Origin of the sequence: Cytobacillus sp. SAFR-174 (assembly GCF_051964675.1) — a bacterium.
Lineage (GTDB): Bacteria > Bacillota > Bacilli > Bacillales > Cytobacillaceae > Cytobacillus.
Map to the genome: position 1 here is coordinate 16,943 of NZ_JBQCMZ010000014.1, position 23,969 is coordinate 40,911.

Consider the following 23,969-nt stretch of genomic DNA (forward strand, 5'->3'; position numbering starts at 1 on the left):
GTGTTTTTACTCTGAGAGTGAAATATGAGAACCGTCACTGTGTTTATTTTCTATTATTTTTTGTAGGAAGGGCCTGACCCCGGCAGCGTTAATACGTTATTTAGTGAGGGAACAGGCCCCCTTATCTCTGGGTGCAGCAGGACTTGATATGATGAAAAGAATTAAACAAATATGGGACCCAAATAACATCTTGAATCACGGTAAAATCTTTCCTGAAGAAGGCCAGAAGCTGGTGCTTAGGGAATGAGTACAGAAGCCGATCTAAAAGACAGATTACATTATAATGAGACGTTTAATTGTGTCCAATGCTGATATTGCCTGTCGGTTTGCCCCACTTACGAAACGATGAAGAGCGAGGTGCATTCGCCGCGCGGCCTGTACATCAGACGTGCTGTGGATGCGGTGCAACTCTTTTGGAATATGGTGAATTTTTCAAGGGAGACATCGAGTGGGAAAGCCGTGTACAAGCTTTTTCTAATAGGTAAGAGATATTTCACAGGTGCTATCTGAATTTGATGGTTTGAGCTTTACAAAGGAAGTGAAGAACCATAACCTTTCAGCCACCCTGTCATATGAATCAATGTTCAAAAGGTAAAAGATGAGCCATTATCATTATTAAAGCAAGTAAAAAGCAAAGGGTATCGGGAAATGAATGACAAAGACCAATGCTGTGGATTCGCTGGTATTTACAATATTTTTAACTATGATGACTCCATGGAAATATTGGATAGTAAAATGAAAAATGCTAAAAACACAAATGCTTCTATAATTGTAACTTCAAATACAGGCTGCCTGCTGCAGATGAAATTAGATATTCAAAGGGAAGGGCTTGAGAAGAGTGTAAGAGCTGTACAACTTGTTGATTTGCTTGTTGAGGTTGGGGCGGTTTCTAAATAATTTTTAAATAATAAAAATCAAGTAGCAGCAGTAAAAGATTCAACAGTTATCCCCATATAAACGCTTTTATACACACTGTTTGCTTAAAAAAAGAGGGAGCCACCCGCACAGTGAGAATGCTGTGCGGTTTTTTGAATTGAAATTTATTGATTTAATGTGTGTAGGGCTAGGCCCCTCACTTTACAAAAAATTTTTGTGGGGTTGTTTTTTTAATTCTTTAAACAAGTCTTTTTGAGTTAAAATTTACTTATTAAGGTGACTTAAGTGCGGAGGTTAGTTAATGAGCAAACAACGTTGTCTGGTATGTTTCCAGATTAAAAGTTCAGCAGAATTCGCTTTGGGAAAAAAAGAGACTTGTGATGCTTGCATAAATCGCAGCGCAATGAAAACACGGTTGAAATATTCAACCAAGAAAAAGAGAACCGAGGTCTGCTCACAGTGCGAGAAAAAGGTCCAGGCTGTGAACGAGGACGGATGGTGCCAGGTGTGTGTGAAGGAACGGGAGAAAGCTCTTAAAGTGTCACCCAAAAAGCTAAATAAACAAAAGGCACAGAACAGAACAGTTGAAGAAAAAATCTCAAAACTTAAAAGAGACGCTGCAAAAATAATTGTTGAATTAGTTCAAGATTATAGACATCATACTATCGTTGGTTTTGAGGAAATAGAGCTTAAAAGCATTTCATATACTTATTTATATAAAAACTACTCTTTAGAGGAACTAGTATTGATTTTAACAGCTTTAAACCGTTAAATAATAGTATTCTAAAAAACCCATTCAGTATATATATCAGTTTAAGGAAGGGAACTAAAAATGAGCTTAAGAGATTTAACTCTTGAAGAACTTGAGGACCTTGAACAAGAATTGCATGAAAAGGGAGAAAAGAGTGATTATGGTTATTACGCCAAACTAGTAAATGTCTATGAAGAGATGTATAAAAGGTTAATTCCACTAGTAAAAAAAGATCGGGGAATGCACGAATACTCCCTGAAGTATACAAAAAAACTGCTTGTTTCCCATCTAATTAAATACGGTACATATTTAAAAATGAACAACTCTAAGAATGATCGAGTTGCTTTTTCATCCTTAACAAAAGCATTAAGTTATCAGAAAGATATTCCGATTGCCTATTATAGATTAGGATTCTTATCTTATAAGCAAGGCGATTACAGCCAAGCTGTACGCTATTTTCAAGAAGCATTGAATTATCATAAGTTAGGGGATGACCCAAGCTTTAGCCTTAATCAGCAGCAGCAATTTCACGCACATATGTATCTAGCAAACAGTGCTTTATATGTGGCAAGTTCAACTTATGAAGCAATGGAAAATTTCTCATACTCCTCAGCAAAGTAGCTCCCCAATTTAGCACTTTCACCATTATATGAAACCTTGAGGGACAATGAGCAGTTTTTAAAGAATCATGCTTTTTATAAAATTTCAAAAGGACATATTGAGACCTGTTCGAAAGACACTTGCGAGGAAGTTGCCGAAAATGGGGAAAAGAATACGCTCATCGTTTATTTTAATGATCGAGAAAATATCTTGTTCTTTAATGGGGAAGAGACCATAATTACACCGGGACAGGCAAATATGATCAGGCATTTTTTGCTGTCATCTAATGAAAAGAATCCATGCACGAGAATGACGATGAAGGACTTTTTTGGAAGGACCGGAACGGACGGAGAAGTTAAAAAGAATACCTTCATTAAATCAATAGAGCGCCTCAGAACTCGAATGAAAACATTAAATATGCCTGACATTATCGATGTTAAACAGTACCAGGGAGAAACAGCTTATTATTTCAACGAAACAGTGCAATATATTGTTCTGTTCAGAGTTGATGACGTTTTTGCTAATGACTATGTAAGCTGATGACAGGGCTGTCATCGCCTTTTTGTGATAATAAAGCTACATTCACGAAAGGGAGATGATCCTAAATGAAAAGCTGGAATACATTTTTCATTCGTCAAGGATTTGCTGTTAGGGAGTACACGGAAAATGAGTTTGATCTTTTTCTTGAAACCGAAGAAAATATCGAGTTTTTAATGGAGTGCCTTCTAAAAACAGGTGTAAAGTTTACGTGTCAGCATTTTCTTCTTACTATTCACTCTGAGGCTGTTACTGAAAAAGAGTGGCTGGCTGCAGCTGATTTTCCTCACAGAGGATATGGAGAAGGACTTTGGTTCCATGCTGAAAAAGAAGAGCCGAAAATCAGGGAATTGGATCTGTATATAAGCGGTTTGGTCCGTCAATTAAACAGACTAAAATTATTTACTATGGGAAGCTGCGACGGCAATGGAATAAGATATGCTTCCATCCAATTTCTCCATGGCATATCTATGGATAAAGTGGCAAAGCTTTTTAGCATCATTTCTGATAAAAAAGTTAGAGTCAGAAACCAGCGCTTGATTCTGCCGCATTCTAGAGAGGAGCTTTTAGAATTAGCTGAAAAAGCCTTAAATATAGATGAAGCTATCTTGGAACTGGAAACGGAAGAAATCGAAAAGCAGCTGTTTTTTGACCAGCTGGAGGAACTTCTTAACATCAACGGAGAAAGCGGAAACGAAGGTGAAATCCGTAAGCATGCAGAAAGGATTCTTGCTCCTCTAGTTGATCATCTAACTTTTGATAGCAAAGGCAACATCCTCGCTCAAAAACGCTATCGAGGCGGCAATGGACCGACTATTCTATTAAATGCCCATTTAGATACTGTAGTGCCGATTGATCCAGGCAGAATCATAGTAAAAGAAAAAAACATCTGGACCAGCAGCTCTGGCATTCTGGGTGCAGATGACCGTGCGGGTGTGGCGGTATTGCTGCAAATGGCTAAAAACTTGGAAAAAAGCAGCTTTAGAGGCACAGTGAAATTTATTTTAACTGTTGAGGAAGAAATTGGGCTGGTAGGTGCTCAGCATGTTGATGAACACTTCTTATGGGACGTTGATGCTGCAATTGTTTTAGATCGCCGAGGCACTGGAGATATTGTAGTTTCATGCGGTGGATACATTCCTTTCTGTGATGAAAGGTATGGACAGTTTATTGAGGATGTAGCAGTAAAAGAGGGCTTGAAGAACTGGAAATGTACAAATGGAGGAAGCAGTGACACAAGGATATGGGCTTCATATGGTATTCAGAGTGTTAATTTATCTGTTGGTTATTTTGATGAGCATACCAGTGATGAGAAGTTGGATGTGGAGGGTTGTTATAATGCGGTGAAGCTGGTGAAGGGGATTTTTAAAAATGCAAGGGGAAAGAATTTTCTGTTGAATAAAAGTTATATTTTATGAGAAAATTAATTAGGGTCTTAAAGTCACTTTTTAGAAAGTAATAATTCATAAGTGAAGTGGGGAAATTTATATGGAAGAATTAAACTCTGTATTTGTAATAGAAACAACTGAATCATTATATGTAGTTGAAGATGAAATATACGATGGTAAAGTTCTTGATGGGATCTTAGAATTAGCAGTCCAGTTTGAGAGAAAAGAAGACGCAGAAAAATTTCTAGAAGAGATGAAAGAATTTGGTCTACAAGGGAAAGTTAAAACAGCGAAAATTTGGATAGATGTAGTGGATGATTAACAGTATATTAGTATATTTAGCATAATAAGAAGAGCTATAAGCAAGAGGATTTCTCTCACTTATAGCTCTTTAAATATATCAAGGTCTTCTTTCTTTATAAAACAGGATAACGAGAACCGAATCGTTGATCTCACTTCATCAATCGATAACCCCACAGCTGCTAAAACATGAGAAGGTTTACTTGAGCTGCAGGCAGAACCAGTAGACGCAGCAATAATAGGAGCAAGGTTTTTTACTAGTAGCTCATTATTAACCCCTTTAAATTGAACACTAACAATACCAGGAATCTTTGCTTTGTGGTCACTATTTATATGAATCTGGTCATTGAACTTTTCTTTTAATATCCATATTAGGTGACACTCTAATTCTTCTAGTTTATTTATGTTTCTTGTCATATTTTTGCTTGCAATCTCCGAAGCTTTCCCCAAGCCAACTATATTATGAACAGCCAACGTCCCACTTCTAATACCATTTTCTTGTCCACCACCATGAAGAAGGGGAGTTATCTTGGTTGGTAGTTCATATTCATCATTTTTAATAAATGCCGCACCAATTCCTTTAGGACCATGAAACTTATGTGCTGAACACGATAAAAATGTAATACCTGGGTAATTGGACAAGTCTATTTCAATTTTACTCACTACTTGGGTAGCATCTGTGTGTAGGAAAACATTATTCTCAATACAAATATTAGAAATTTCAGCCATATCATTCAATGAACCTAATTCGTTGTTGCCCCAAATAACAGATACCAAAATGGTCTGTTCGGTTATTTGATTCTGTAAGTCCACAGTGTCAATTCTTCCAAATCGATCAACATCCAGGTAGGTAACAGCATATCCTTTAGTTTCAAGATACTGGCATGTTTCTAAAACCGATGGATGTTCAACTTTAGTTGTTATAATATGGTTTCCTTTTTCTGAATAATGGTCAGCGACACCTTTAATAATCATATTGTTGCTTTCAGTTGATCCACTTGTGAATACTACTTCATTTTCCTTACATCCTATTAAGGAAGCGAGTGCATTTCTTGCTTCTTTAACTGCTCTTTTTGCATTTTCAGCAGGAGCGTAATATTTACTGGATGGATTGCCATACTCCTCCATTAAGTATGGGAGCATGGCATCTTTTACTTCTGGTTGTATTTGAGTAGTTGCGCTATTGTCTAAATACAGCATTTATATCACCTAATTTTCCATTTTCAAAAGGTTTAAAAGAAGTTTCTCATAGTTTCCTGCATGTTTGTACTCATTATTAAGTAGCTCAATTCCTCTTTCCAAATGGGCATTAAAAAGGTCAGGGAAAAATTCTTCGTCAGAAATATTTCGCTTAGCGTGTTGTCTAATTAATGCCTTATAAATATAATCATTTTCTCCGGTCATTGCATTACGATGTATATCTACTCCTGATTTATTCTCAACAAGTTCAGGCATAGAAGGATTATTTAAGGATAATGAAACTGCAATACGAGATAAAATGTTCCAAGTTAGACCAGTAGCACCTTGAAGGGCAACTAACCGTTCACCCGTTTGTTTTGATGTCTTCAATCGGAAATTCATATGCTCAACTCCATTTGTTTAAAAGGAAAATACTGATTCAATATACGAGTTTCTTTCTTTTCAACATTAAAGTCCAGCATATATTCCTTAGCAATATGCTGCCTCAAAATATTATAATGTTCTTGATCAATTTCTGTGTCAGTTGAAAGAATAATAGCTTGTTTCCCACAGTTTGGAATGAACTCTTTCAAAACGGCAGCTTTATGTGTTTTATCTAAACGACCAAGTAATGTATCAAAGATAAAAGGAACTTTTCGGCCCGAACATTTAAATATCGCCCAGATGATTGATATAAGCAGAATTTCTTTTTCACCTGCTGATAAGGTGGTCTTCTCAATATAATCCTTTTGTGAATCGACTAATTTAACGTCATAAGTTTCAGAATCTATGATAATAGAAGAGACATAATTGTGCTTTCTAAATATTTTTTTTAGCATAATGGATGCTTCGATTTGAACTTGCTGAAGTTTTTTCTTCAATTGGATTTCACGGAATCGACGGCTTAAAGCAATAATCTTCTGTGACTCAAGGAAAGAACTCTTTGTCTTATCATCATCACGCAATGTATTCTGGATTTTATCAATACCTGAAAGGATTCCCTCCAGTGCATTTTTCCAATCATGAATTTGAGCTTCGGTCTTTAATAATTCATCTTCTAAATTTAACAAGTTTTGTTGAGCTTTTTCCATTCTTTGGAGCATATCAGCAAACTCATTAGTATCATCATTTGTTCTTAATTTTTCTCTTAGCTCTTGTAATTCAAGTAGTTTCGTTTTGTTTTCTTCAATAATCCTAATACACTCTTTGTCTGCATCACTCATGATCTTTAAGTGCATATTTTCAATTAAACTGCTTTCTGAAAAAGATGCTCCATGGATAGTTGAGATGGACTTTTCAGGCTTCATTAAATCCAATAATTGTTCTTTAACATTCTTGCTCTCTGAACTATTTATAGATTCGCTGACGGAATGTAATATATTATGGATTTTTTCATCTGTTAGCTTCTCACCAAGTTGTTTAAAAAGCTGTAAAGCTTCCTCATTCTGAATTTGTTCTCTACTTTCATTTAGAAGTCCTTTGGTTAAATAGAAGGGGAGAAGGTTTGAGACAAAACCTCTTATAGATTCCAAATTCTGTTTACGTGTTATGTCGATTTGGTTCATATCTTTTATGATCTTTTCTCGTTCACTTTTAACTAATCCGCCAAATTTTTCGAAATCATGCTTATCTCGATTATATTCATCTAATAGTACTGACTTTTGTGATTTTAAGTCTTCTAAATTAGATAGGGAAGTAGCAATTTTTCCTCTCAAGTCTTTTTCACGACTATTTAACTCAAAAAGTTCCTGTTCCAATGATTCCATTTTTTTGCCGTCTAAAGATTGGTTAGAATAGTATTCAAGGTCTTCCTCTAATGTTTCAAATAAGTCAAGATTGAACACAACCCGTGAGAGATTTTTTAAGTAGTCAGACAGGAGGTCTTCATTAACTATTCTTGCAATCTCTTCACCGTCAAAGAGACATAAATCCAATAACTGGGGTGGCATAATTTCTTTTAGTTTTGACTGGAAAAGTTCCTTTTCGTAATCAGTAAAATGTTTGCCATTAGCAACAAGATCAAAAGTTTCTTTTAAGCTTTTGTTCGTGAATTTCCAATAACGATAAAGCACATAATCAACTTTTTCAAAATCATCAATAAGCGAAAAATCTAATTTAATTCTAAAGTTATTTTCTCCAATTTTTTTTGCATTATGATTTAAAATACTTTGAACTCTTTTATAATACTCTGCGCTTTCTGTTTTAAATCCATATCCATATGAACCGAATAACCCCAATTTAATAGCGTTAAGTAAAGTAGTTTTACCAGCGCCATTTTCACCGCCAATGAGCACAACATTCTTTTCGTTTTCCGGACTGAAATCAAAGGAATTAGTTCCTCTATAAGCTCCAATATTGGTTAGCTGAATCTGATTTATAATCATTGTAAAACCTCAATTTCTTCTATAAGTGTAAATAATCTTGTTTAAGAGCCTTTCCGATTTCGTTTATAAGCCCTCTTCTTACTTTATATCCAGAGAATTCTTTTTCTATTGATATAAGTCTCTTGAGGACCTTAATATCTACTTTAAATTGATCAGCCAGTAGTTCAAGATCGGATATTTGTTCATTATCAAAGAGGGGACGGTCATCTATTTCCCAATCAATCACTTGGTCCATAATTTCCTCATAAATTGTTGGGATGGGGTCTTCCCATTCTCCATTTTTAAACCATATCTTTCTTATTGCTTTAAGTTCATCTACACTAATTAATTCGTAATAAGGATCTTCTGGGTGCTTTAAGTCTTTTTGAACTTTAAGGAGTCTTACTAAAATTTCTTTTCGTGCTTCCATTGTATAAGGTCCTAAACCTAATTGAGCATATTTGAGGACTTTATCTCCATCTAGCATTTCTTCCTCATAGGTAACCAAAATCATTTGATCTTCTGGAGCACTAAGATCAACATTATTAGCCTCTATATAACTTTTAAGCTTTTCTTTTTCCATAATAGTGTATTGATCTAATGGAATTTGCTGCTTAGGTCTTCCAGACTTTTTAGGTATCATGACATGAGGGACGCCATCAATATCTTCAATCCTAACTTCTTTATAATAGATTTGTCCGTTCATTCTATATTTCATTCTTTTTTCTCGATCATCTCTAATACTCGATAGCCAATTTCGAAAATCAAGTAAAGGTCTCATCCAATCGTGGCCACTCTGAATAAAGCCACTTAGTGCCTTATCTTCATTAACAACTGTACAAACCCAGCAGCCAAAACGGCTGTTTCCACACGATCCAGCACTTTCTTTTACTGATTTATCAACAACAAGTGGACATTCACCGCTATTTGAATCCTGGTAAAGTCTGTGTAACTCATGATTGTCGTCTCCCCAGGGAGAAGGGTGGTTTAATAAGTAGTCCCAAACATCATCTAGTGTATAGCTTCTTATTGGAGCGTAAACATATGCATTTGAAAGAGTAGAGTGTCTCATAAATGTTTTACCTTCTACAGTATGAGATCGGATTACATTTCCGCGGGTGGCACTTTCGTCTTCACGCACCCCTAATACCATAATTACTTCTCCAAAGGATGAGACTTTGTCCATTATGAACTGGTTAGCAGGATCAATCTTTAATCGATCTGTACACCATCTGAATTGCTGATTGGGAGATGGGTATCCTTTTCCGATAATGTTAACCCAAAATGATTGTTTGATAACTGGCTTTACTTTATGAGTTTCAATTGGCAAATCTCTTTTAAGTGCCTCGTCTTGGATCCTTCTTAGAGTTTGATTAATTGAATTAATAATTAATGGAGTTTCTACTAACGTATCTGATGAGATTACATAAACTTTTTTATGCAATTCTTCTTTGTCCATCTCTGAAAGTGATTCAAACACTAGTTGAACTACAACTGTTGAATCTTTCCCACCGCTATAACCTACTACCCAGGGACGGTTATCTTCTTTATATGCTTTTTTTATATGCTCTTTAGCTTCTTCCACATAAGGCATACTTTTTGATAGTAAATTACTGATAATGCCATTTGTCATATTAAACTACTCCTTGAAAGAATTTATCTTCTAATTCTTGTTCTGCCTTTGTTAAAGGAAGGCCTATTAATTGTTTAATTTTATTGGAGGTTAATTGAATTGTATAATTTGTTTTCTGTATTCTGCCGTTTTGGTTATATGCTCTACCTAACCATTCTGCAGTGTTGCTTCTATTCCAATCAATTTTCTTAAGCTTCTTTATATACTTTTTCCAGTCGGTTTCGTTGTATTTAATAAGATAATTGCCAACAAGTCCCATTGCTTCGATAAATACTCCATGTCCGACAATGTAATTGGCTCTTAGATCTCTTGGAGTTAATTCCTTTTGAAAGACCAAGTTCCATTCTACAATAGAATCGGTTAAAACTAACCAAAATTGCTTAAGAAATTGTTCTTCAGTTTGGGTAATTTCATCTCCCTTGGACTTTCCTAATAACTTTAGATTTGTATTAAAAATGTGATTTAATGCCATTATTTTAGGAGAGTTTTTAGATAAAGAAACTCTCTCTTTGTCTGTATATCTATTAAGTAAAGGAATTGAAGTAATCAAATCCTTAGTAATTAGAGCAAGACGATCACGATGGTCATAAAGAATCCCAATAGAAGAAGTTGTATTTACTGCATGTCTATTAAGGTCAGAAAAAATTTGTTGTGACTTTCGTAGTCCTTCATCATGGTAGAAGACAACTGAAATTGTTTCATTTCCCAACTCTGGAGTGATTTTTAAAGCTTCTTCAATTGCTGCTCTTCGGTGCTGTCCATCATTTATTAAAAACCTTGCATCCAAAGCAATCCTTAATTGACCAAGATCATTTAAAGCAGATTCGCTATTAAAAGGGATAAATTTGATGTCACCATCAATAGAAGCTGTTATTGATGAAAAAACATAATCTTTTTGGTTTTCAACTATGTAGCTTGTCATTTCAGGAATACGAGATTTATTTAGGATTCTTTGTGACCGATGTTCTGGTGGAATTTCTTCTTCGTCGAACAGAAATATTTTTGGAATAATTCTTAAAGGGCACATAGCAACAAAATATTCTTTGCCAGCCTGAATACCTCTGATAGCAGGGAAATTATAACTGAATGTCGCGTCCATTTTCATTCCTCCTTATTACGTACGTAATAAATAAAATTATAAAACTTTTAGTTAAATGGCACAAGTAATGGATAAAATAAAAAGCTTGTAATGTCTTCTTAACATTACAAGCTTGTAGTTATTTTATTGCATGTTTTTCTAGTAGGTAAAATAAATAATTGTCCATATTAGTTAATTTATTAATTTCGTTATACATCGTTAAAAGACCATGTTCTACAAATAAGAGAATGTATTTATCTAGTTCTTCATCTTTTATTTTTTCTTGATATTTTTCGATAATTAGATGCTTAAAAAGTAGAACTTCATCACCTTTAGCAACGACAGAGATAGGGAACTCAAATTTCGATACCTCTTGCTTCTCATCTGATGGTAAAGAATCAGAAGCAATGCCTTTTGCAAAAGCAATTCGTATAGCATCTGGTCTATCTTTTAATTCAATTTCTAGTTCAGTCATAATATTCTCAAGATATAATAACCCTTTTTTTGAAAGTTTTACACCTGCCATGTTGAAACCTCCTTACTGAAGAAATAGCCTTCAACAATATTAGTACACTTGGTATCTTCATCAAATTCTAAAACATACTCTCTTTCAATAAAAGGTAAAAGTTCATGATAAAAATCTTGAGTGATTTCAGTATCAGTTGAAAGTATAATTACTTGATCACTTAGTTTTGTGAAATAATGGTTTACTAGGTTAGACCTATGAATACTGTCAAGTCTAGCAAGTGGAGTGTCTATAACAAACGGAAAATTCGCACCGGAAACTTTCGTTAAAGCCCAAATCATAGCAAGGGCAATTAGTTGTTTTTCACCTTCTGACCTAGACATTAAGTCAATTGGATTACCTAGTTGGTTGTAGATTGTTAAAGTGAATTTTTCAGGGTGAAATTCAACCCTTTGGAATTCATTTTTTCTAAATAATTGTTGGATGATTTTTTCTATTTCATTCTTTAGCTGTTTTGCTTTTAAGATTGTAACACTATCAATGAATTCTTTAGTTCCATTTCTTAAACGTTCAAGTAGATCCAATTTCGCTTCGAGAGGACCAAGTTTTTCAAGGTCTCTTTGTTTTGACTTAATTGTATTATTAAGCTGGAATTTCTCATTTCTAAGTTTATTTAAACTGTTAAATATATTTCTTTTATTTCCTCTAAGCTCTCCTAACTGTTGGTTTAATTCAGCAATCTCTTTATCTAATACTGAAGTATTAACTTCTTCTGGTGCAACTTTAAATTTCTCTTGATAATTTCTTAATAACGCTTCTATTTTTTGTTTTTCACTTATTTGTTCTTTCAAGTTACTAGATTTTGTCTCAGGATAATAAATCAACTTTTGATAATCCCCGAGTGAGAGGTCATGCAGAATATCTAATTTTTCATTTACAACTGCACTTTGTATCTTATTAATTTTCCCCCAGATCGCTTTACCGTATCTTTTTAATTGTTTAATTTGATCTTCATTCAACTGAGGTGAAGTAGGTATATTTAAAAGTTCATTAATAAAATCTTCATAAGGAGCAAATTTGGCATTTTCTCTAATCTTTGCATCTAAGAAATTTCTTTCCTTCTTAATTCTTTCTTTTAACTTTTTAATATACGGTTGGAGAATTAGCATTTGTAACTGGTTAGATTTAGCACTTTTTAACCCTAACTCAATTTGGTTAAGTTTCTGAGTGTTTTCGCCAATTGCTTTACTTAAATTTTGTTTGGTAAGACTTGTACTACCTATAATAATTCTTCTTTCTCGTTGTTTTGTTTGCTCTTGATTTCCTAATTTTTCAAGTTGTTCGGCGATTGTTTGTGATTCTTGTTCTAAGGATTCTATCTTGTCAGTTATAGATTCTAAATTTGAAAATAGTTTATCGATTTCTTTATCATTAACATTTAATTTTATTTCTTTTGTGAAGTCATTATAAACCTTATCAATATCTTTTAATAATTGATTATATAGCTCGAGTGAAACTACTTTTTGAATTGCCTTTATTGTTTCTTCTGTTTCTTGGTCACCCACAAGATCTCTGATTTTTTCAGCATCAAATATAAAGAATTGTGCAACATCTAAGGGGATGCGAGCATCTATAAAATCATAAAATTCTTCATTAGAGAGTTGAATTTCTCTACTTTTATTAAAGTTATTATCTAACTGATATATTTTTCTGAATTCTTCATAATGATTATTAACAAATGTAACTTCAATAGCATACGTTCCAGTTTCATCACTAAAACCTAATTCGATTGAACCTTCGTTACCACCTTCTTGAATGTGCCTTTGGTTAACAGATTTACTAATATATTCCTGATATTCTTTTTGATTTTTAAATTTTCGATGCCCAAAAAGGGCAAGATAAATTGAATTTATTAGAGACGTTTTACCATGACCATTTAATCCACCTATTAGTACCACATTATTTTTATAAACTGTATTGGGAGACTTGTTTTTGTTTTTGAAACTTAATGTTTGTTTACCATAGTAAGGCCGATAATTGTTAAATTTAATGTATTCAAAAATCATATATTTTACACTCCTTAATAGCTGCCAGACCAGAACGCTAACATTTCTTTAATATCTTTAAATATGCCAACTCTTCTTCCCATATTTTTATTGGCATAATCTTTTTCCAGTTTAAATAACTTTTCAAAATACTCCTTTTCTAAATCATACTTTTTACATATTTCCTCGATTAGCTTTTCTTCCTCTTTATGCATGCTATTCAATCCTCACTTTGGATTTTCTTCTTCAGTCTGTTAGACTGTACTAATTTACATGTAAAATGTAAATAAATTCAAAGAAATTTTATAGTATAATTGAATTATATTACAAATTGAAAAAAAACTTAATAGGAGGAAGTAAGTTGGAAATTTTGGGTTCTCCTAATACAAATGATATTGAACTATATTTAAATAAAAACACATCTATAAATGATAAAACCTTACACCTTGTACCTACTATGATTTTGTACCAAAGAAGGGCTAACTTTTATAGAAAACTGCTTAAATCGAAAAATATTGATATGCCAGTTTTCCACAGACTTAAAGATAAAGAGATAAACTCATTATTAAGAAAAAATGGTATTTTTCTATTCGAAATAAATAGGTTCTTCGAAGAAATGGTTAATTCTAATAGTGAAATAAAAAGTACTTTATTAAGTAGAAGAGAAACAACAATAATTTTAGAAAGGGTTTTAAAAGCGAACCCTGTAACTAATAATCATGTCTGGTTGGTTTTAATTCCTAAATTATATGATTTCTTCCAAAATTTATTAATTAGTGGAACTCCGCTTAAAGAATTAAAGTCTTATTCAAGTAATAATTCATGGGGAATTTTATTAAGTATATTTGAAGATTATGTTAAGCATCTGAAGGAAAACAATTATTTAGATTATGGCTTAGCATGGTGCAAAGCCATAAAAGTTTATGATTTAAAGAAATTTGATAAAGTGTATATTGATGGAGCTTTTTTACCTGTACAACCAGGATTGCATAAATTAATAAAAACACTAAATGACATTGGCAGTGAAATAAAATTTTTCGTACCAATTGACTTAGAGAAAAAAGATAGTCCCGCCTTTAAAGTTATAAAAAAAACTTATTCTCAATATGTTGATATCAATGATTGGAAATCGATTAATTTTGTAAAACAAGACCATAATGTAGTTCAAAAGCTGGCTCGAAATTTATTTACTAACGAAACAATAATTGTTGATGATCCCTCTTTTGAAATCATAGAATTTGAAACATTGGAAGAAGAATTTACTTCCATTGTTCAAAGAATATCAACTTTTATCAAAAGAGATATTGTAAAACCTCATAAGGTGGCAATAATTACACCAAATCCAATGGAAATGAGACCTTTCGTAAGAGAACTTGCAGAATTGTATGATCTAAAATGTGATTTGCCCCCTCGAGCATTAGTTCATCTACCTTATGGTAAATTCATCTATCTGCTTTTCCAAATAAAGACGGACGATAGAATAAATACATTAGTTCAGGCGGATCATTTTATTGATAAAAGCTTAGTCTCCGAATTACTTTATCAAAATATATATAAGGAGAGTCAAGAAGTATTATCCCTTTTAGAACAACTTCAAGCTTTTTTTGAAGATTCAAGAACATTTAATGAGTGGTACAATCAACTATCCATGTTAAAAGAAGCAAGAAGAGTTATTAATGAGGATTTTAGAAATCATCCTTTATATTACATTTCAGAAAATCAGCTAGATCAGTTTCAATTATTCATTTCATTAATTGAAAACATTTCTAGAAAAGTTGTTAATAATGCAATTGTTCCTTTTCAGAAACATTTAAGTAATCTACTTACAACATTAAGTGAAGAAGAACATTTATATAAACCAAATGAAGATATTGTCGATAGAATTAATGAAATTAAAGATATAGTAGAATTAGATGACAAATTGAATATAAATGGGGAAGAGTTTGGTTCCAAAATACAGTCTATTTTTAAGGATGACAACTTCCAAGAAGAGGAATATCCAAGTAATCAAGTTAAAATTACTGTTACTGGTCCTAATAATGTAGAGTTCCAAGAGTACGATATGATTTTTTTAACTAGATTTACTCAAAATATGTATCCTGAAAAAATTCATTATAAATGGCCAATGAGCATGGAAGTTGAGAGTATTTTAATAAAAAGTAATGATAATAAACAGATTAACAACTCTAGTGAGCTATTTAATTTCTATCTTGACAGGTCTTTATATCATTTATTTACAGTCTTAAATTCAGTTTCAAAGAAATTAACAATATCCTATTCAAAAAGGGATAATGGTCTTAATCAATCAGTATCTCACTATTTGCATGATATTGCTAAGGTTTTTAACATTGAAGAAGATATTCAATCTGAAAAAAGTATAGAGGATGTATTAAAAGAATCGAACCTACTTTTAAACCCCTCCTCAAGGCCTTTTGAGTACTCCGATTATACGAATGAAAATATAATTGGACAAAGTATTAAAGAAGGTATTGAACTATCAATTGAAGATATTGCTGTGTACGAATATTGTCCTAAAAGATTTTTTTATGAAAAACAATTTCCCAACCAGAGGGCTTTTCAAAGTGTGTTTCATATTCAAAATTATGCTTCTGCGTGTTTGTATGAAAGAGGTGTTATAAATCTAGTTGATAAATTCCCTCGGATAAGTAAAGAGAATAAGAAAGTAGTTTTACTTGAAATCGAAAATATCCTTGATGAATCGAAAATGGAGTTATATGGTTTCTTTCCTCTTGGACAAAGGTACTGGGAAGACATAAAAATACGAGCAGGTTTTCATTTAGAAGAATTAATTAAAAAGGTTCTAAATAATACAGAGCATAATGCTGCAGAACTTTCTATAGGTGGCCAAAAAGTTGTAAAGAAGCTAAATGGATATAATTTTGTAGGCGAAAGAGAATTAAAAGTAAAGTACCCAACAGTGACCCATTACTATTCTATTTCAAATTTAAAGGATCTCCAGTCTTTTAGTATAAACACACTCGATCAAGAAGAGCTTAATAACCATAAACGTGTAAAAGAGCTATATTATGAATTATTAAGAGGGTTTTGTTATGGAAGTAACCAAACAAATCAAAAATTAGCTTTGTACGCTGAAAAAATTAACAATAACAGTTTTGAAAAGAATCCAGGTGGTCATTGCATTTATTGCTCATTTAAGCATATTTGTATGGAAAAGGAGATTCAATTTAATGCAGCTGACTGATGAACAAAAAAATGTAATAAACTCTAATCAACGTAAGATCCTAGTTAAAGCAGGAGCAGGTACTGGAAAGACAGAGGTTTTGACAAAAAGAATAATTAGAATTTTAGAAGAAAATCCAAATGTCTCGATAAAAGACATGGCTATAATAACTTTTACTAATAAAGCTACTGAAGAGCTCCAAGGGAGGTTGAAAAAAGCTTTTTATAGAAAATGGAAAATGGAAAATGATCCTACAAAAAAAATTAGGTTTAGATACGAACTAGAATCCCTTAATTTAGCTCAAATTTCAACTATCCATATGTTTTGTAAAAATGTATTGGAAATGATAGGACCTTATGTTTCTAAAGAAATAATATATTCCCCTGCTTTTAATGTTAAAGCAGATTATCTTAATGACGCTATTGATGAAACAATTGAAAATTGGATAATAGAAAAATCAAAAAACAAGAAAAAAATAGAGCACTTAAAAATAATGCCAGTTTATAATCTTAAAAATATGATTAAGGTAATTTACAGTCAAATCAGAACAAAAGGTTTCGATATTGATAGGGTTATAAATTCTACAAAAAGAAGTGCTCTCTTAGAAATGGAATCATCTAAAAAGAATCTTAAATTGGAACTCTATGAAATATTAAGTTCTGTTTCTTTGATTCATCGTAAGTATAAATACGATAGACTTGATGTAGAAGACCTATTAGAATATACTTCAAAGATATTAAGGGAGAGGTCTGATATAGCAAATGATATAAGAGGCCGCTTTAAGTATATATTTATAGATGAGTTTCAAGACACATCCAATTACCAATCAGAAATATTTAAAATTATCTGTGATGATAGTGACAATTCACCAAACCTTTTTGTAGTAGGTGATATTAAGCAATCTATTTATGAATTCCGCGGTGCAGATACAAATGCATACTCAAGAATTGAACAATGGATCGCTCATAATGGTTCAATTTTAAATCTCTCCATCAACTGGAGGTCAACACCGGAAGTGGTTCATTTTGTAAATGATGTCTTTAACCGGATCGAGGATAATAATAAGTATCATTTTAAGCGTGACCCCTTAAAAGCAAAAGAAAACCGAGAAGTAATAGAACTTCAGAATGCCTATGAGTGGTTGTTAGAGGATGTAAATTCAAAGCAACCCCAATTAATTGCTGATTTTATTAAGAACAAAATTGAAAATAAAGAAGAAACTGCAGAGAACTTTACAATTTTAACTAGAAAAAACTATGAACTTGAGGTTATAGCCGAAGAATTAAATAAGAAAGGTATACCGTTTAAAATTCTCGATAGTGGTAACTTTTATAATCAAAAAGAAATAGTAGATATGTATAAAGTATTAAATGGGTTACTCAACCCAGGTAATCAAAGTGCAACACAGGAAGCAATTAATACAATATTCTTTCAGAATAACGATAGAAATTTTAATGCATTATTCGATATCATCGATAAGAATCAATTAATATATAATATTACACCTTCACAGATTATTGATTTTATCATTCAGAGAACTGGTGTTTTTAGTAGGTGTTCCAGCCAAATAAAATCTAACTTAAATAAACTAAAGGAAATCTCTAGAAGGTTAATAAAGAATGAAAAGCTCTCACTTTATCAATTTATTAACTGGTTTGCAATGATGATTTCTGCTAAAGTTGACGAACCGTTGGCTGATACTTTAAATGAAAATCAGAGTGCTGTAAAATTAATGACCATCCACAAATCTAAAGGTTTAGAGTTTCCTATTGTGATCCTACCAAACCTTGATCAAAGTATTAGTGAATCTTCGTTAAATCCAGAAATAATCATTAACCCACAATCTTATTCTTTAGAATATTATTATAGAAAATACTATGATAATAATTCAATTATAAAATCATCTTCATATGATGAGACCATAGATTCTATCCAATACAATGTTTATTCTGAGGAGTTAAGGGTTTTATATGTAGCTCTAACACGAGCAAAAAGAAAAATAATTATGTGTGGAAAAAATAAGTTAAAAAAAGATAAAATTTGTTTTCAAAATTGGTTAAAAAAGGATTAGGAGGCCTAATCCTTTTTTTCTTGTTTATTTGGGGATGTGGTAACTTGTTGTTATATGTGTGTTATTCGAATTTAGTAAGTTAAGAATGCTACCTGGATTATTTTCAATTAATTTCAACAATGCTATTTTATTAAAATCAATTAAGAAATTATACTTACAATCTCTCCACTGGTGATTTATCTGACTGTACGTAGTAAGTTTAATGGTGTTAGCACTAATATTTCTACTACTTAAAAGCTCTTTTAATAGATTAACATAGGCAAGGGAGTTAGGTTCAGTTGATCTCAATTCATTATAAAAGATGATAATCTTTTGAACTTCGTTTACCTCTGTGTTATAAATATGGGATATTTTATCAACAATAAAGAAAAGTTCCTCAACATAATTATTAAACTTCAAATATTTTATTTCTTGGATAATCTCATTAATATCACTATCCCTAGGGTGTATATCTTTAAACGAAGCCGAAGGAAAAATAGATTGTATTATAATTCGTTCTTCTTCCTGAGTAAGTTCATCTGGACTAAAGAGCCTATGAAAACTCATAGATATCTTTTGCAAAAGAAGATTTGCATTTGATAAGTCTTCTTTTACTATTAACATATCATGGGGAATTATACTTGAGATAACATTAAAACAAGCTTGTTCCTTTTTAATATATGGAAAACAGCAGATTACTGAAACAGGAACTTTTAATTTTCCTTGATATTGGGTCACTTGGGTTAATAGTGAGTCAGATTGACCAAGCCTCTTGATCAATTTATTTCTATATTGGATAACTTGTTCAATTGGAGAGGTTAAAGATTTAGTAACCCCGCCAATATTAACTCTCCAGGTTTTGGGATCAACGCTGATAAGTGAGTTTTGTGTATAATCTTTTACTTCTATAATGGTAATACCTAAATTAGGATGAAAAATTATAAAGTCGGGCTTATTACCTTCTATAATTGGCTCATAAAAAACATGCCAATCGTCACTTAGTTCTAGTAATTTGTTAAAAAGTACTTTTTCTCCTTCTGTTTGAGGAGTGAAGGTACGTGGATATGTTGTTGACATTTCTTCACTTCCTTAACAATGTTTAAATGTTTATTTCACTAAAATAATAACACATATATCAAAATATTAATGATTAGTGATTTTTACTTTTGTTCCTTATTTTACTACTTATGCATAATTACTCAAAATTCATCCATATAGAAATTCTTTGAAATATATAAAGTATCACTATACCGATTTCAAATAAGAATTCATATATAATAAAAATTCTATTAACATAAAGGAGTAAAAAATGCCTAGTAATTTAAAAGATAATCTAAATAGAATAATGAATCAATACATAACCGCTAAAAGAGAACCTTTTGGAGGGCATCAACTTGGACCCTTTGTTAGAAATAAGGTTACAGAAGAAATTAACAATCTCCCCTTTATAAATACCACTGACTACATAGTGTCAGGATCAGTAGGCCAAGGTAACTGGGCTTCTGTTCCCTGGATAGCCATCATGAATCGCAAAATTACTGTTTCTACTCAACGCGGCTATTATATTGTTTATCTGTTCAGTGAGGATATGCAAAGTGTATATCTTACTTTAGCTCAGGGTGTTACAGAAACTTCGAAGGAAGAAATGTTAAGAATAAAAGCAAAGATTAGAGAATCTATTCCGTCATCTAGCAAGGTAAAGATAGACGACAAAATTAGCTTGGGAGAAAGCAAAAAGGCAAGGGATTATGCATTATCAACTGCAGCTTACATTCATTATGCCGCCGACCAAATGCCTGAAGAAACTGTCATCGTAAATGATTTACAAGAAATGATACATATATATGAGAATTATATCTCCATGAATGAGGGGACAGGATACGATAATGAGCAGCTCCAAGGTGAGAAACAAATGGTAAAAGAAAACCTAAATACCTATTTACCTTCTATGGATTTAATTAATCATATTTTCTCTTACATTAAAAGCAAAGGCTTTTACTACCCAAAAGAAGAAGTCATTAATTTATTCCTATCTCTAAAAACCAAACCCTTTGTGATCCTATCAGGTATCTCTGGAACAGGAAAAACCAAAATGGTTCAATGGTTTGCAGAGAGTTTAGGGGCTACAGAGAAACATGGACAGTTTACATTGATCCCTGTCCGTCCTGACTGGAGTGATGGATCAGATCTATTAGGGTATGTAGATATTAAAGGGGATTTTAAAGAAGGACCTTTAACAAAAGCTATTAGAGCAGCAGAAAAGCATTCAGAGCTGCCTTACTTTGTTCTTTTAAATGAGATGAATTTAGCACGAGTGGAATATTACTTCAGTGATATTCTCAGTGTTATGGAGAGTAGAAGGTGGGCGGATGGAAAGGTTGTTTCTTCCACTTTAATATCGGAGGAAGTTGCAAAAGAAGAGGTCACACTTCCTAATAATCTTTATGTTATTGGAACCGTTAATATGGACGAAACGACCCACCCTTTTAGTAAAAAAGTGTTAGATCGTGCCAATACGATTGAGTTCAATCAGGTTGAGTTGGATAATTTAACTTTTCTCCAGGATCTTGAGGACATAGATCCATTAGAAATAGGTCAGAGTCAGCTTGCCTCAAAATATCTGCACTTAAAGGATCTGTACAAGGTAGATACAGAGATTGTTGAAAAGGCTACAAGTGAGCTGGTAAGGATTAATAAGAGTCTTCAACTTATTAATGCACATATTGGGTACCGGGTTAGGGATGAGATTTGTTTCTATCTTGCCTATAACAAAGATGGTGATCTAATGACCTTTGAGGAAGCATTTGATCATTGCATCCTCCAGAAGATCCTGCCGCGTCTGTCTGGAAGTGATTCCAGAATTGATCAACTGCTAAGGGAGTTATATCTACTATTTACAAATACTGAGTATCAGGGGGATGAGGAATCTCATTTCGATGAACAAAGTGCTATATATCCTAAGAGTGCTAGAAAAGTGATTGAGATGCTTAGGAGGTTACAAGCAGATGGCTTTACATCCTTCTGGATCTCGTAACGAAGTTGAATTGGTTAAGATTGAAACATATGATTTCTCTCTTGTGGTGAAAGGAAAACCGTATCATGAGAGATATGAAGGGTTAAAACAGTATCGTGCAATGGATAGGCACGATGTCATGCAGTTTTCTGTTCATGGGGATTTGGTAAATCAGGTATTAATCTATGATATTGAAACACAGCTGCTGCAGGAATCTACTCAATTAAGGTCTATCTTTTTCGAAAATGGAGTTTATCAGGTTATTGTCATACCTAAAACAAGCAGAGACTTATCCTTTTATCATGAGCATCCTGGTTTAAGGCAATCAATATCTAAAGTGGAAATCCCAAACACTTATATGTTAATGGGAAACTTACAATTCCAGAATGAAGTGGGATTAACGACCTTTGAAATTAGAGACGGCAGTAAAAAGCTGTTAGAAGTAACATTGGAAATCTTTCCGGCAAAGCTTGACTACAAAAATGATTATAAAAAGCTTTTAGAAGAAGTTAATGATGAAATTTATAATCTAGCCTTTCATTTTATCCGGAAAACCTATTTAGGAGCCAGAGTGAAGCTCGACGGCAAGCCATCCAGAAGTGAATTTTACCGGTTAATTAGCAAGCATTTTGATCAATTTCTGCAGGCGATTAACCGTATTGAACGGCAGCCTCATCACCTTCTTCAGAAAACGTATGAAAAGGTTAGGGGAGACCAATTAAATAAGCTGGACACTAGAAGCAGGAGCTACTTGCAAAAAAGACCTCATCTATTTATAAAGGTTTCAAATGGCATCCATATCAATAACAAAACACTTATGCCAACCGAAGGTCTTCGTGTTAAAAAGGAGCTTACCTTTGATACATTAGAAAATCGATATGTGAAATGGATGATGCAACGGGTAAAACATAAGCTTTATGATTTGTTGGATACTTTGATTAATAGAAGCTCGAGGTGGGAAACAGAACCGGATGCTGATCTATTAGACAAATTGAATGAAATGATAGAGAAGTTAGAGGGTAAGCTGAAAAGTCCATTTTGGAAGGGAATAAAAAAGCTGGATCGCTCTATTCTTAGTTTAGTTCTGCAGATGGCACCAGGCTATCGGGATGCTTTCCAAATCTATCTGACCGTGTCCAAAGGATTAATGCTTCAAGGAAAGCTTTATCAAATGTCTGTGAAAGATGTTGCTACACTTTATGAATATTGGACATTCTTGAAGCTGGGCCAGATCCTTGATAAAAAGTATCAGCTTGTGAGCCAGGACATTATCCAGGTAAACCGTGAAGGACTGTTTGTAAATCTTCAGACCAATCGATCTGCCACAAGAAAGTACAAACACCCATATACCAAAGAAGACATTATTCTAACCTACCAAAAGTATGAGAGTAGTTTGCCAACCATTCCTCAAAAACCGGATACCATGCTCAGTATCTCTAAAAAGGGGAAAGGCTTTACCTATAATTATGTATTTGATGCCAAGTATCGGATTGACTATGCCCAGGAAGGAAGCTATTATCAAAACCGATATAAACAACCCGGACCACTTGAGGACGACATTAACACCATGCACCGTTATCGGGATTCTATTGTTGCATATAACAATGGGCCATATGAAAGAACCGCTTTTGGAGCGTATGTGCTTTTTCCATGGTTCAATGAAGAGCTTTATCAGGATCATCATTTCTATAAAAGCATCGATAAAGTCAATATCGGAGGGCTGCCATTTCTCCCTAATGCAACGGATCTTGTCGAGAGATTTGTGGAGAGGCTTATTGAAAAAAGCCCTGAGGAAATCCAGCAGGAAGGGATTTTACCTAGGGGTACACTTGAAGATTGGAACTCTAGTCTTGACGAGAAAGTTCTTGTCGGACTTGTTAGAGATCGTGATGAATATATTAGCTGTAAACAGACGGGCCGCTACGGGATTCTGGTTGGAAAATTAAAAGCTGGATGGCAAGAGACCAAGCATGTAGCTCTTTATGTGAAGAATGGTGTATTAGAACATAATGGGGTCATTTGTTATGGCAGGGTTAAAGATATTAGACCTGTGAAATCAGGAAATGATGAATACATGGATTTCGAAGTGGAGCATTGGATCAATTGCAATCCAATCATTAAACCTGTTGGATATGGCATTGCTGAATATATGCATACCACATTGAACAATCTGAAGGAGTCCATCGAGCTTCCTGAATTGTTTATGAAATCGAAGGAAGAAAAAACACTATGGAGAATGCTTAGAAGGGTCTCAGACAGAATATCTATTGAACTTGACTCAGCTAATCTTGATGTGGCTACTAAGGTTGAGGAATATAGGATAAAAAATGTTTTGATAAAAATTAATAAAGACAACAGAGAAGTTTATTTGATAGGTGAAGGTGAACAAAAAACTGTACCCTTTGATTCATTACAAAGAAATTTGTCTGCTGTTTTTAAAGATTTGATTGAGATGCTAGATCGTGCACAATGATAATATTTATGCTGC

At 33.2% G+C, this 23,969-nt stretch carries 19 protein-coding genes and 1 pseudogene; 11 read left to right on the top strand and 9 right to left on the bottom strand.

Annotated features, from left to right (window positions below):
* Positions 1–121: 121 nt before the first annotated feature.
* The 7 genes and pseudogenes from ACTHRG_RS14895 to ACTHRG_RS14925 form a co-directional block, all read left to right on the top strand.
* Positions 122–247, top strand: a pseudogene (locus ACTHRG_RS14895) (FAD-linked oxidase C-terminal domain-containing protein); the annotation flags it as partial.
* A gap of 329 nt (positions 248–576) precedes the next feature.
* A complete protein-coding gene (locus ACTHRG_RS14900) occupies positions 577–897 on the top strand; it encodes a heterodisulfide reductase-related iron-sulfur binding cluster (protein WP_440231562.1) in 321 nt (106 codons plus the stop codon).
* A gap of 280 nt (positions 898–1,177) precedes the next feature.
* Positions 1,178–1,648 carry a hypothetical protein gene (locus tag ACTHRG_RS14905; RefSeq protein WP_440231506.1) on the top strand — a complete coding sequence of 157 codons (471 nt, stop codon included), beginning with the start codon at positions 1,178–1,180 and terminating at the stop codon, positions 1,646–1,648.
* A gap of 60 nt (positions 1,649–1,708) precedes the next feature.
* Positions 1,709–2,248, top strand: coding sequence for a tetratricopeptide repeat protein (locus ACTHRG_RS14910; RefSeq protein WP_440231507.1), 540 nt, complete (start codon positions 1,709–1,711; stop codon positions 2,246–2,248).
* A gap of 36 nt (positions 2,249–2,284) precedes the next feature.
* Positions 2,285–2,767 carry a hypothetical protein gene (locus tag ACTHRG_RS14915; protein WP_440231508.1) on the top strand — a complete coding sequence of 161 codons (483 nt, stop codon included), beginning with the start codon at positions 2,285–2,287 and terminating at the stop codon, positions 2,765–2,767.
* A 65-nt stretch (positions 2,768–2,832) separates the two neighbouring features.
* Entirely contained in the window at positions 2,833–4,182 is a 1,350-nt protein-coding gene (locus ACTHRG_RS14920) for a M20/M25/M40 family metallo-hydrolase (RefSeq protein WP_252218678.1), read from the top strand.
* Positions 4,183–4,252: 70 nt separating this feature from the next.
* Positions 4,253–4,474 carry a hypothetical protein gene (locus ACTHRG_RS14925; RefSeq protein ID WP_440231509.1) on the top strand — a complete coding sequence of 74 codons (222 nt, stop codon included), beginning with the start codon at positions 4,253–4,255 and terminating at the stop codon, positions 4,472–4,474.
* 59 nt (positions 4,475–4,533) lie between these two features.
* Here ACTHRG_RS14925 and ACTHRG_RS14930 read toward each other — a convergent pair whose 3' ends face one another.
* The 8 genes from ACTHRG_RS14930 to ACTHRG_RS14965 all read right to left on the bottom strand — a co-directional run bounded on the left by ACTHRG_RS14930 (position 4,534) and on the right by ACTHRG_RS14965 (position 13,431).
* Positions 4,534–5,652 (bottom strand): cysteine desulfurase family protein, encoded by a 1,119-nt coding sequence (locus tag ACTHRG_RS14930; protein ID WP_440231510.1) that lies wholly within the window; start codon positions 5,650–5,652, stop codon positions 4,534–4,536.
* A gap of 9 nt (positions 5,653–5,661) precedes the next feature.
* Positions 5,662–6,033, bottom strand: a complete 372-nt coding sequence (dndE, locus tag ACTHRG_RS14935) for a DNA sulfur modification protein DndE (RefSeq protein WP_252218672.1) — start codon at positions 6,031–6,033, stop codon at positions 5,662–5,664.
* On the bottom strand, positions 6,030–8,015 hold the full coding sequence (dndD, locus tag ACTHRG_RS14940; RefSeq protein WP_252218669.1) for a DNA sulfur modification protein DndD: 1,986 nt from the start codon (positions 8,013–8,015) through the stop codon (positions 6,030–6,032). Before dndD (ACTHRG_RS14940) ends, dndE begins: the two co-directional genes overlap by 4 nt.
* A gap of 19 nt (positions 8,016–8,034) precedes the next feature.
* Positions 8,035–9,627 carry a DNA phosphorothioation system sulfurtransferase DndC gene (dndC, locus tag ACTHRG_RS14945; protein WP_252218666.1) on the bottom strand — a complete coding sequence of 531 codons (1,593 nt, stop codon included), beginning with the start codon at positions 9,625–9,627 and terminating at the stop codon, positions 8,035–8,037.
* Between the two features lies 1 nt (position 9,628).
* A complete protein-coding gene (dndB, locus tag ACTHRG_RS14950; RefSeq protein WP_252218663.1) occupies positions 9,629–10,726 on the bottom strand; it encodes a DNA sulfur modification protein DndB in 1,098 nt (365 codons plus the stop codon).
* A gap of 118 nt (positions 10,727–10,844) precedes the next feature.
* Entirely contained in the window at positions 10,845–11,231 is a 387-nt protein-coding gene (locus ACTHRG_RS14955; protein ID WP_252218660.1) for a hypothetical protein, read from the bottom strand.
* Positions 11,219–13,237: a DNA sulfur modification protein DndD gene (gene dndD / locus ACTHRG_RS14960; RefSeq protein ID WP_440231511.1), complete on the bottom strand. Its 2,019-nt coding sequence runs from the start codon at positions 13,235–13,237 to the stop codon at positions 11,219–11,221. Before dndD (ACTHRG_RS14960) ends, ACTHRG_RS14955 begins: the two co-directional genes overlap by 13 nt.
* A 14-nt stretch (positions 13,238–13,251) precedes the next feature.
* Complete coding sequence (locus tag ACTHRG_RS14965) at positions 13,252–13,431, bottom strand: DNA modification system-associated small protein (protein ID WP_252218654.1); 180 nt, start codon at positions 13,429–13,431, stop codon at positions 13,252–13,254.
* Between the two features lie 146 nt (positions 13,432–13,577).
* On the opposite strand from ACTHRG_RS14965, the gene ACTHRG_RS14970 reads away from it, so the two are divergent.
* Together ACTHRG_RS14970 and ACTHRG_RS14975 are read left to right on the top strand one after the other, a co-directional pair.
* Complete coding sequence (locus ACTHRG_RS14970; RefSeq protein WP_440231513.1) at positions 13,578–16,439, top strand: hypothetical protein; 2,862 nt, start codon at positions 13,578–13,580, stop codon at positions 16,437–16,439.
* Entirely contained in the window at positions 16,426–18,489 is a 2,064-nt protein-coding gene (locus ACTHRG_RS14975) for a UvrD-helicase domain-containing protein (RefSeq protein ID WP_440231515.1), read from the top strand. The genes ACTHRG_RS14970 and ACTHRG_RS14975 overlap by 14 nt, the downstream gene beginning before the upstream one ends.
* Positions 18,490–18,513: 24 nt before the next feature.
* Here the strand turns inward: ACTHRG_RS14975 and ACTHRG_RS14980 are convergent, their stop codons facing one another.
* On the bottom strand, positions 18,514–19,545 hold the full coding sequence (locus ACTHRG_RS14980; protein WP_252218647.1) for a nuclease-related domain-containing protein: 1,032 nt from the start codon (positions 19,543–19,545) through the stop codon (positions 18,514–18,516).
* A gap of 232 nt (positions 19,546–19,777) precedes the next feature.
* On the opposite strand from ACTHRG_RS14980, the gene ACTHRG_RS14985 reads away from it, so the two are divergent.
* The gene (locus ACTHRG_RS14985) at positions 19,778–21,502 is read left to right on the top strand and encodes an MrcB family domain-containing protein (RefSeq protein WP_440231516.1); all 1,725 of its coding nucleotides are present in this window, start codon (positions 19,778–19,780) and stop codon (positions 21,500–21,502) included.
* Positions 21,474–23,954: a DUF2357 domain-containing protein gene (locus tag ACTHRG_RS14990; RefSeq protein ID WP_440231517.1), complete on the top strand. Its 2,481-nt coding sequence runs from the start codon at positions 21,474–21,476 to the stop codon at positions 23,952–23,954. Before ACTHRG_RS14985 ends, ACTHRG_RS14990 begins: the two co-directional genes overlap by 29 nt.
* The last annotated feature ends 15 nt before the right edge of the window (positions 23,955–23,969 follow it).

What these genes read in the sequence shown, in the direction of transcription:
- ACTHRG_RS14905 (WP_440231506.1), top strand. Translation starts at nt 1,178, where the DNA reads ATGAGCAAACAACGTTGTCTGGTATGTTTCCAGATTAAAAGTTCAGCA.
- ACTHRG_RS14910 (WP_440231507.1), top strand. Translation starts at nt 1,709, where the DNA reads ATGAGCTTAAGAGATTTAACTCTTGAAGAACTTGAGGACCTTGAACAA.
- ACTHRG_RS14920 (WP_252218678.1), top strand. Translation starts at nt 2,833, where the DNA reads ATGAAAAGCTGGAATACATTTTTCATTCGTCAAGGATTTGCTGTTAGG.
- ACTHRG_RS14925 (WP_440231509.1), top strand. Translation starts at nt 4,253, where the DNA reads ATGGAAGAATTAAACTCTGTATTTGTAATAGAAACAACTGAATCATTA.
- ACTHRG_RS14930 (WP_440231510.1), bottom strand. Translation starts at nt 5,652, where the DNA reads ATGCTGTATTTAGACAATAGCGCAACTACTCAAATACAACCAGAAGTA.
- dndE (WP_252218672.1), bottom strand. Translation starts at nt 6,033, where the DNA reads ATGAATTTCCGATTGAAGACATCAAAACAAACGGGTGAACGGTTAGTT.
- dndD (WP_252218669.1), bottom strand. Translation starts at nt 8,015, where the DNA reads ATGATTATAAATCAGATTCAGCTAACCAATATTGGAGCTTATAGAGGA.
- dndC (WP_252218666.1), bottom strand. Translation starts at nt 9,627, where the DNA reads ATGACAAATGGCATTATCAGTAATTTACTATCAAAAAGTATGCCTTAT.
- dndB (WP_252218663.1), bottom strand. Translation starts at nt 10,726, where the DNA reads ATGGACGCGACATTCAGTTATAATTTCCCTGCTATCAGAGGTATTCAG.
- ACTHRG_RS14955 (WP_252218660.1), bottom strand. Translation starts at nt 11,231, where the DNA reads ATGGCAGGTGTAAAACTTTCAAAAAAAGGGTTATTATATCTTGAGAAT.
- dndD (WP_440231511.1), bottom strand. Translation starts at nt 13,237, where the DNA reads ATGATTTTTGAATACATTAAATTTAACAATTATCGGCCTTACTATGGT.
- ACTHRG_RS14965 (WP_252218654.1), bottom strand. Translation starts at nt 13,431, where the DNA reads ATGCATAAAGAGGAAGAAAAGCTAATCGAGGAAATATGTAAAAAGTAT.
- ACTHRG_RS14975 (WP_440231515.1), top strand. Translation starts at nt 16,426, where the DNA reads ATGCAGCTGACTGATGAACAAAAAAATGTAATAAACTCTAATCAACGT.
- ACTHRG_RS14980 (WP_252218647.1), bottom strand. Translation starts at nt 19,545, where the DNA reads ATGTCAACAACATATCCACGTACCTTCACTCCTCAAACAGAAGGAGAA.
- ACTHRG_RS14985 (WP_440231516.1), top strand. Translation starts at nt 19,778, where the DNA reads ATGCCTAGTAATTTAAAAGATAATCTAAATAGAATAATGAATCAATAC.
- ACTHRG_RS14990 (WP_440231517.1), top strand. Translation starts at nt 21,474, where the DNA reads ATGGCTTTACATCCTTCTGGATCTCGTAACGAAGTTGAATTGGTTAAG.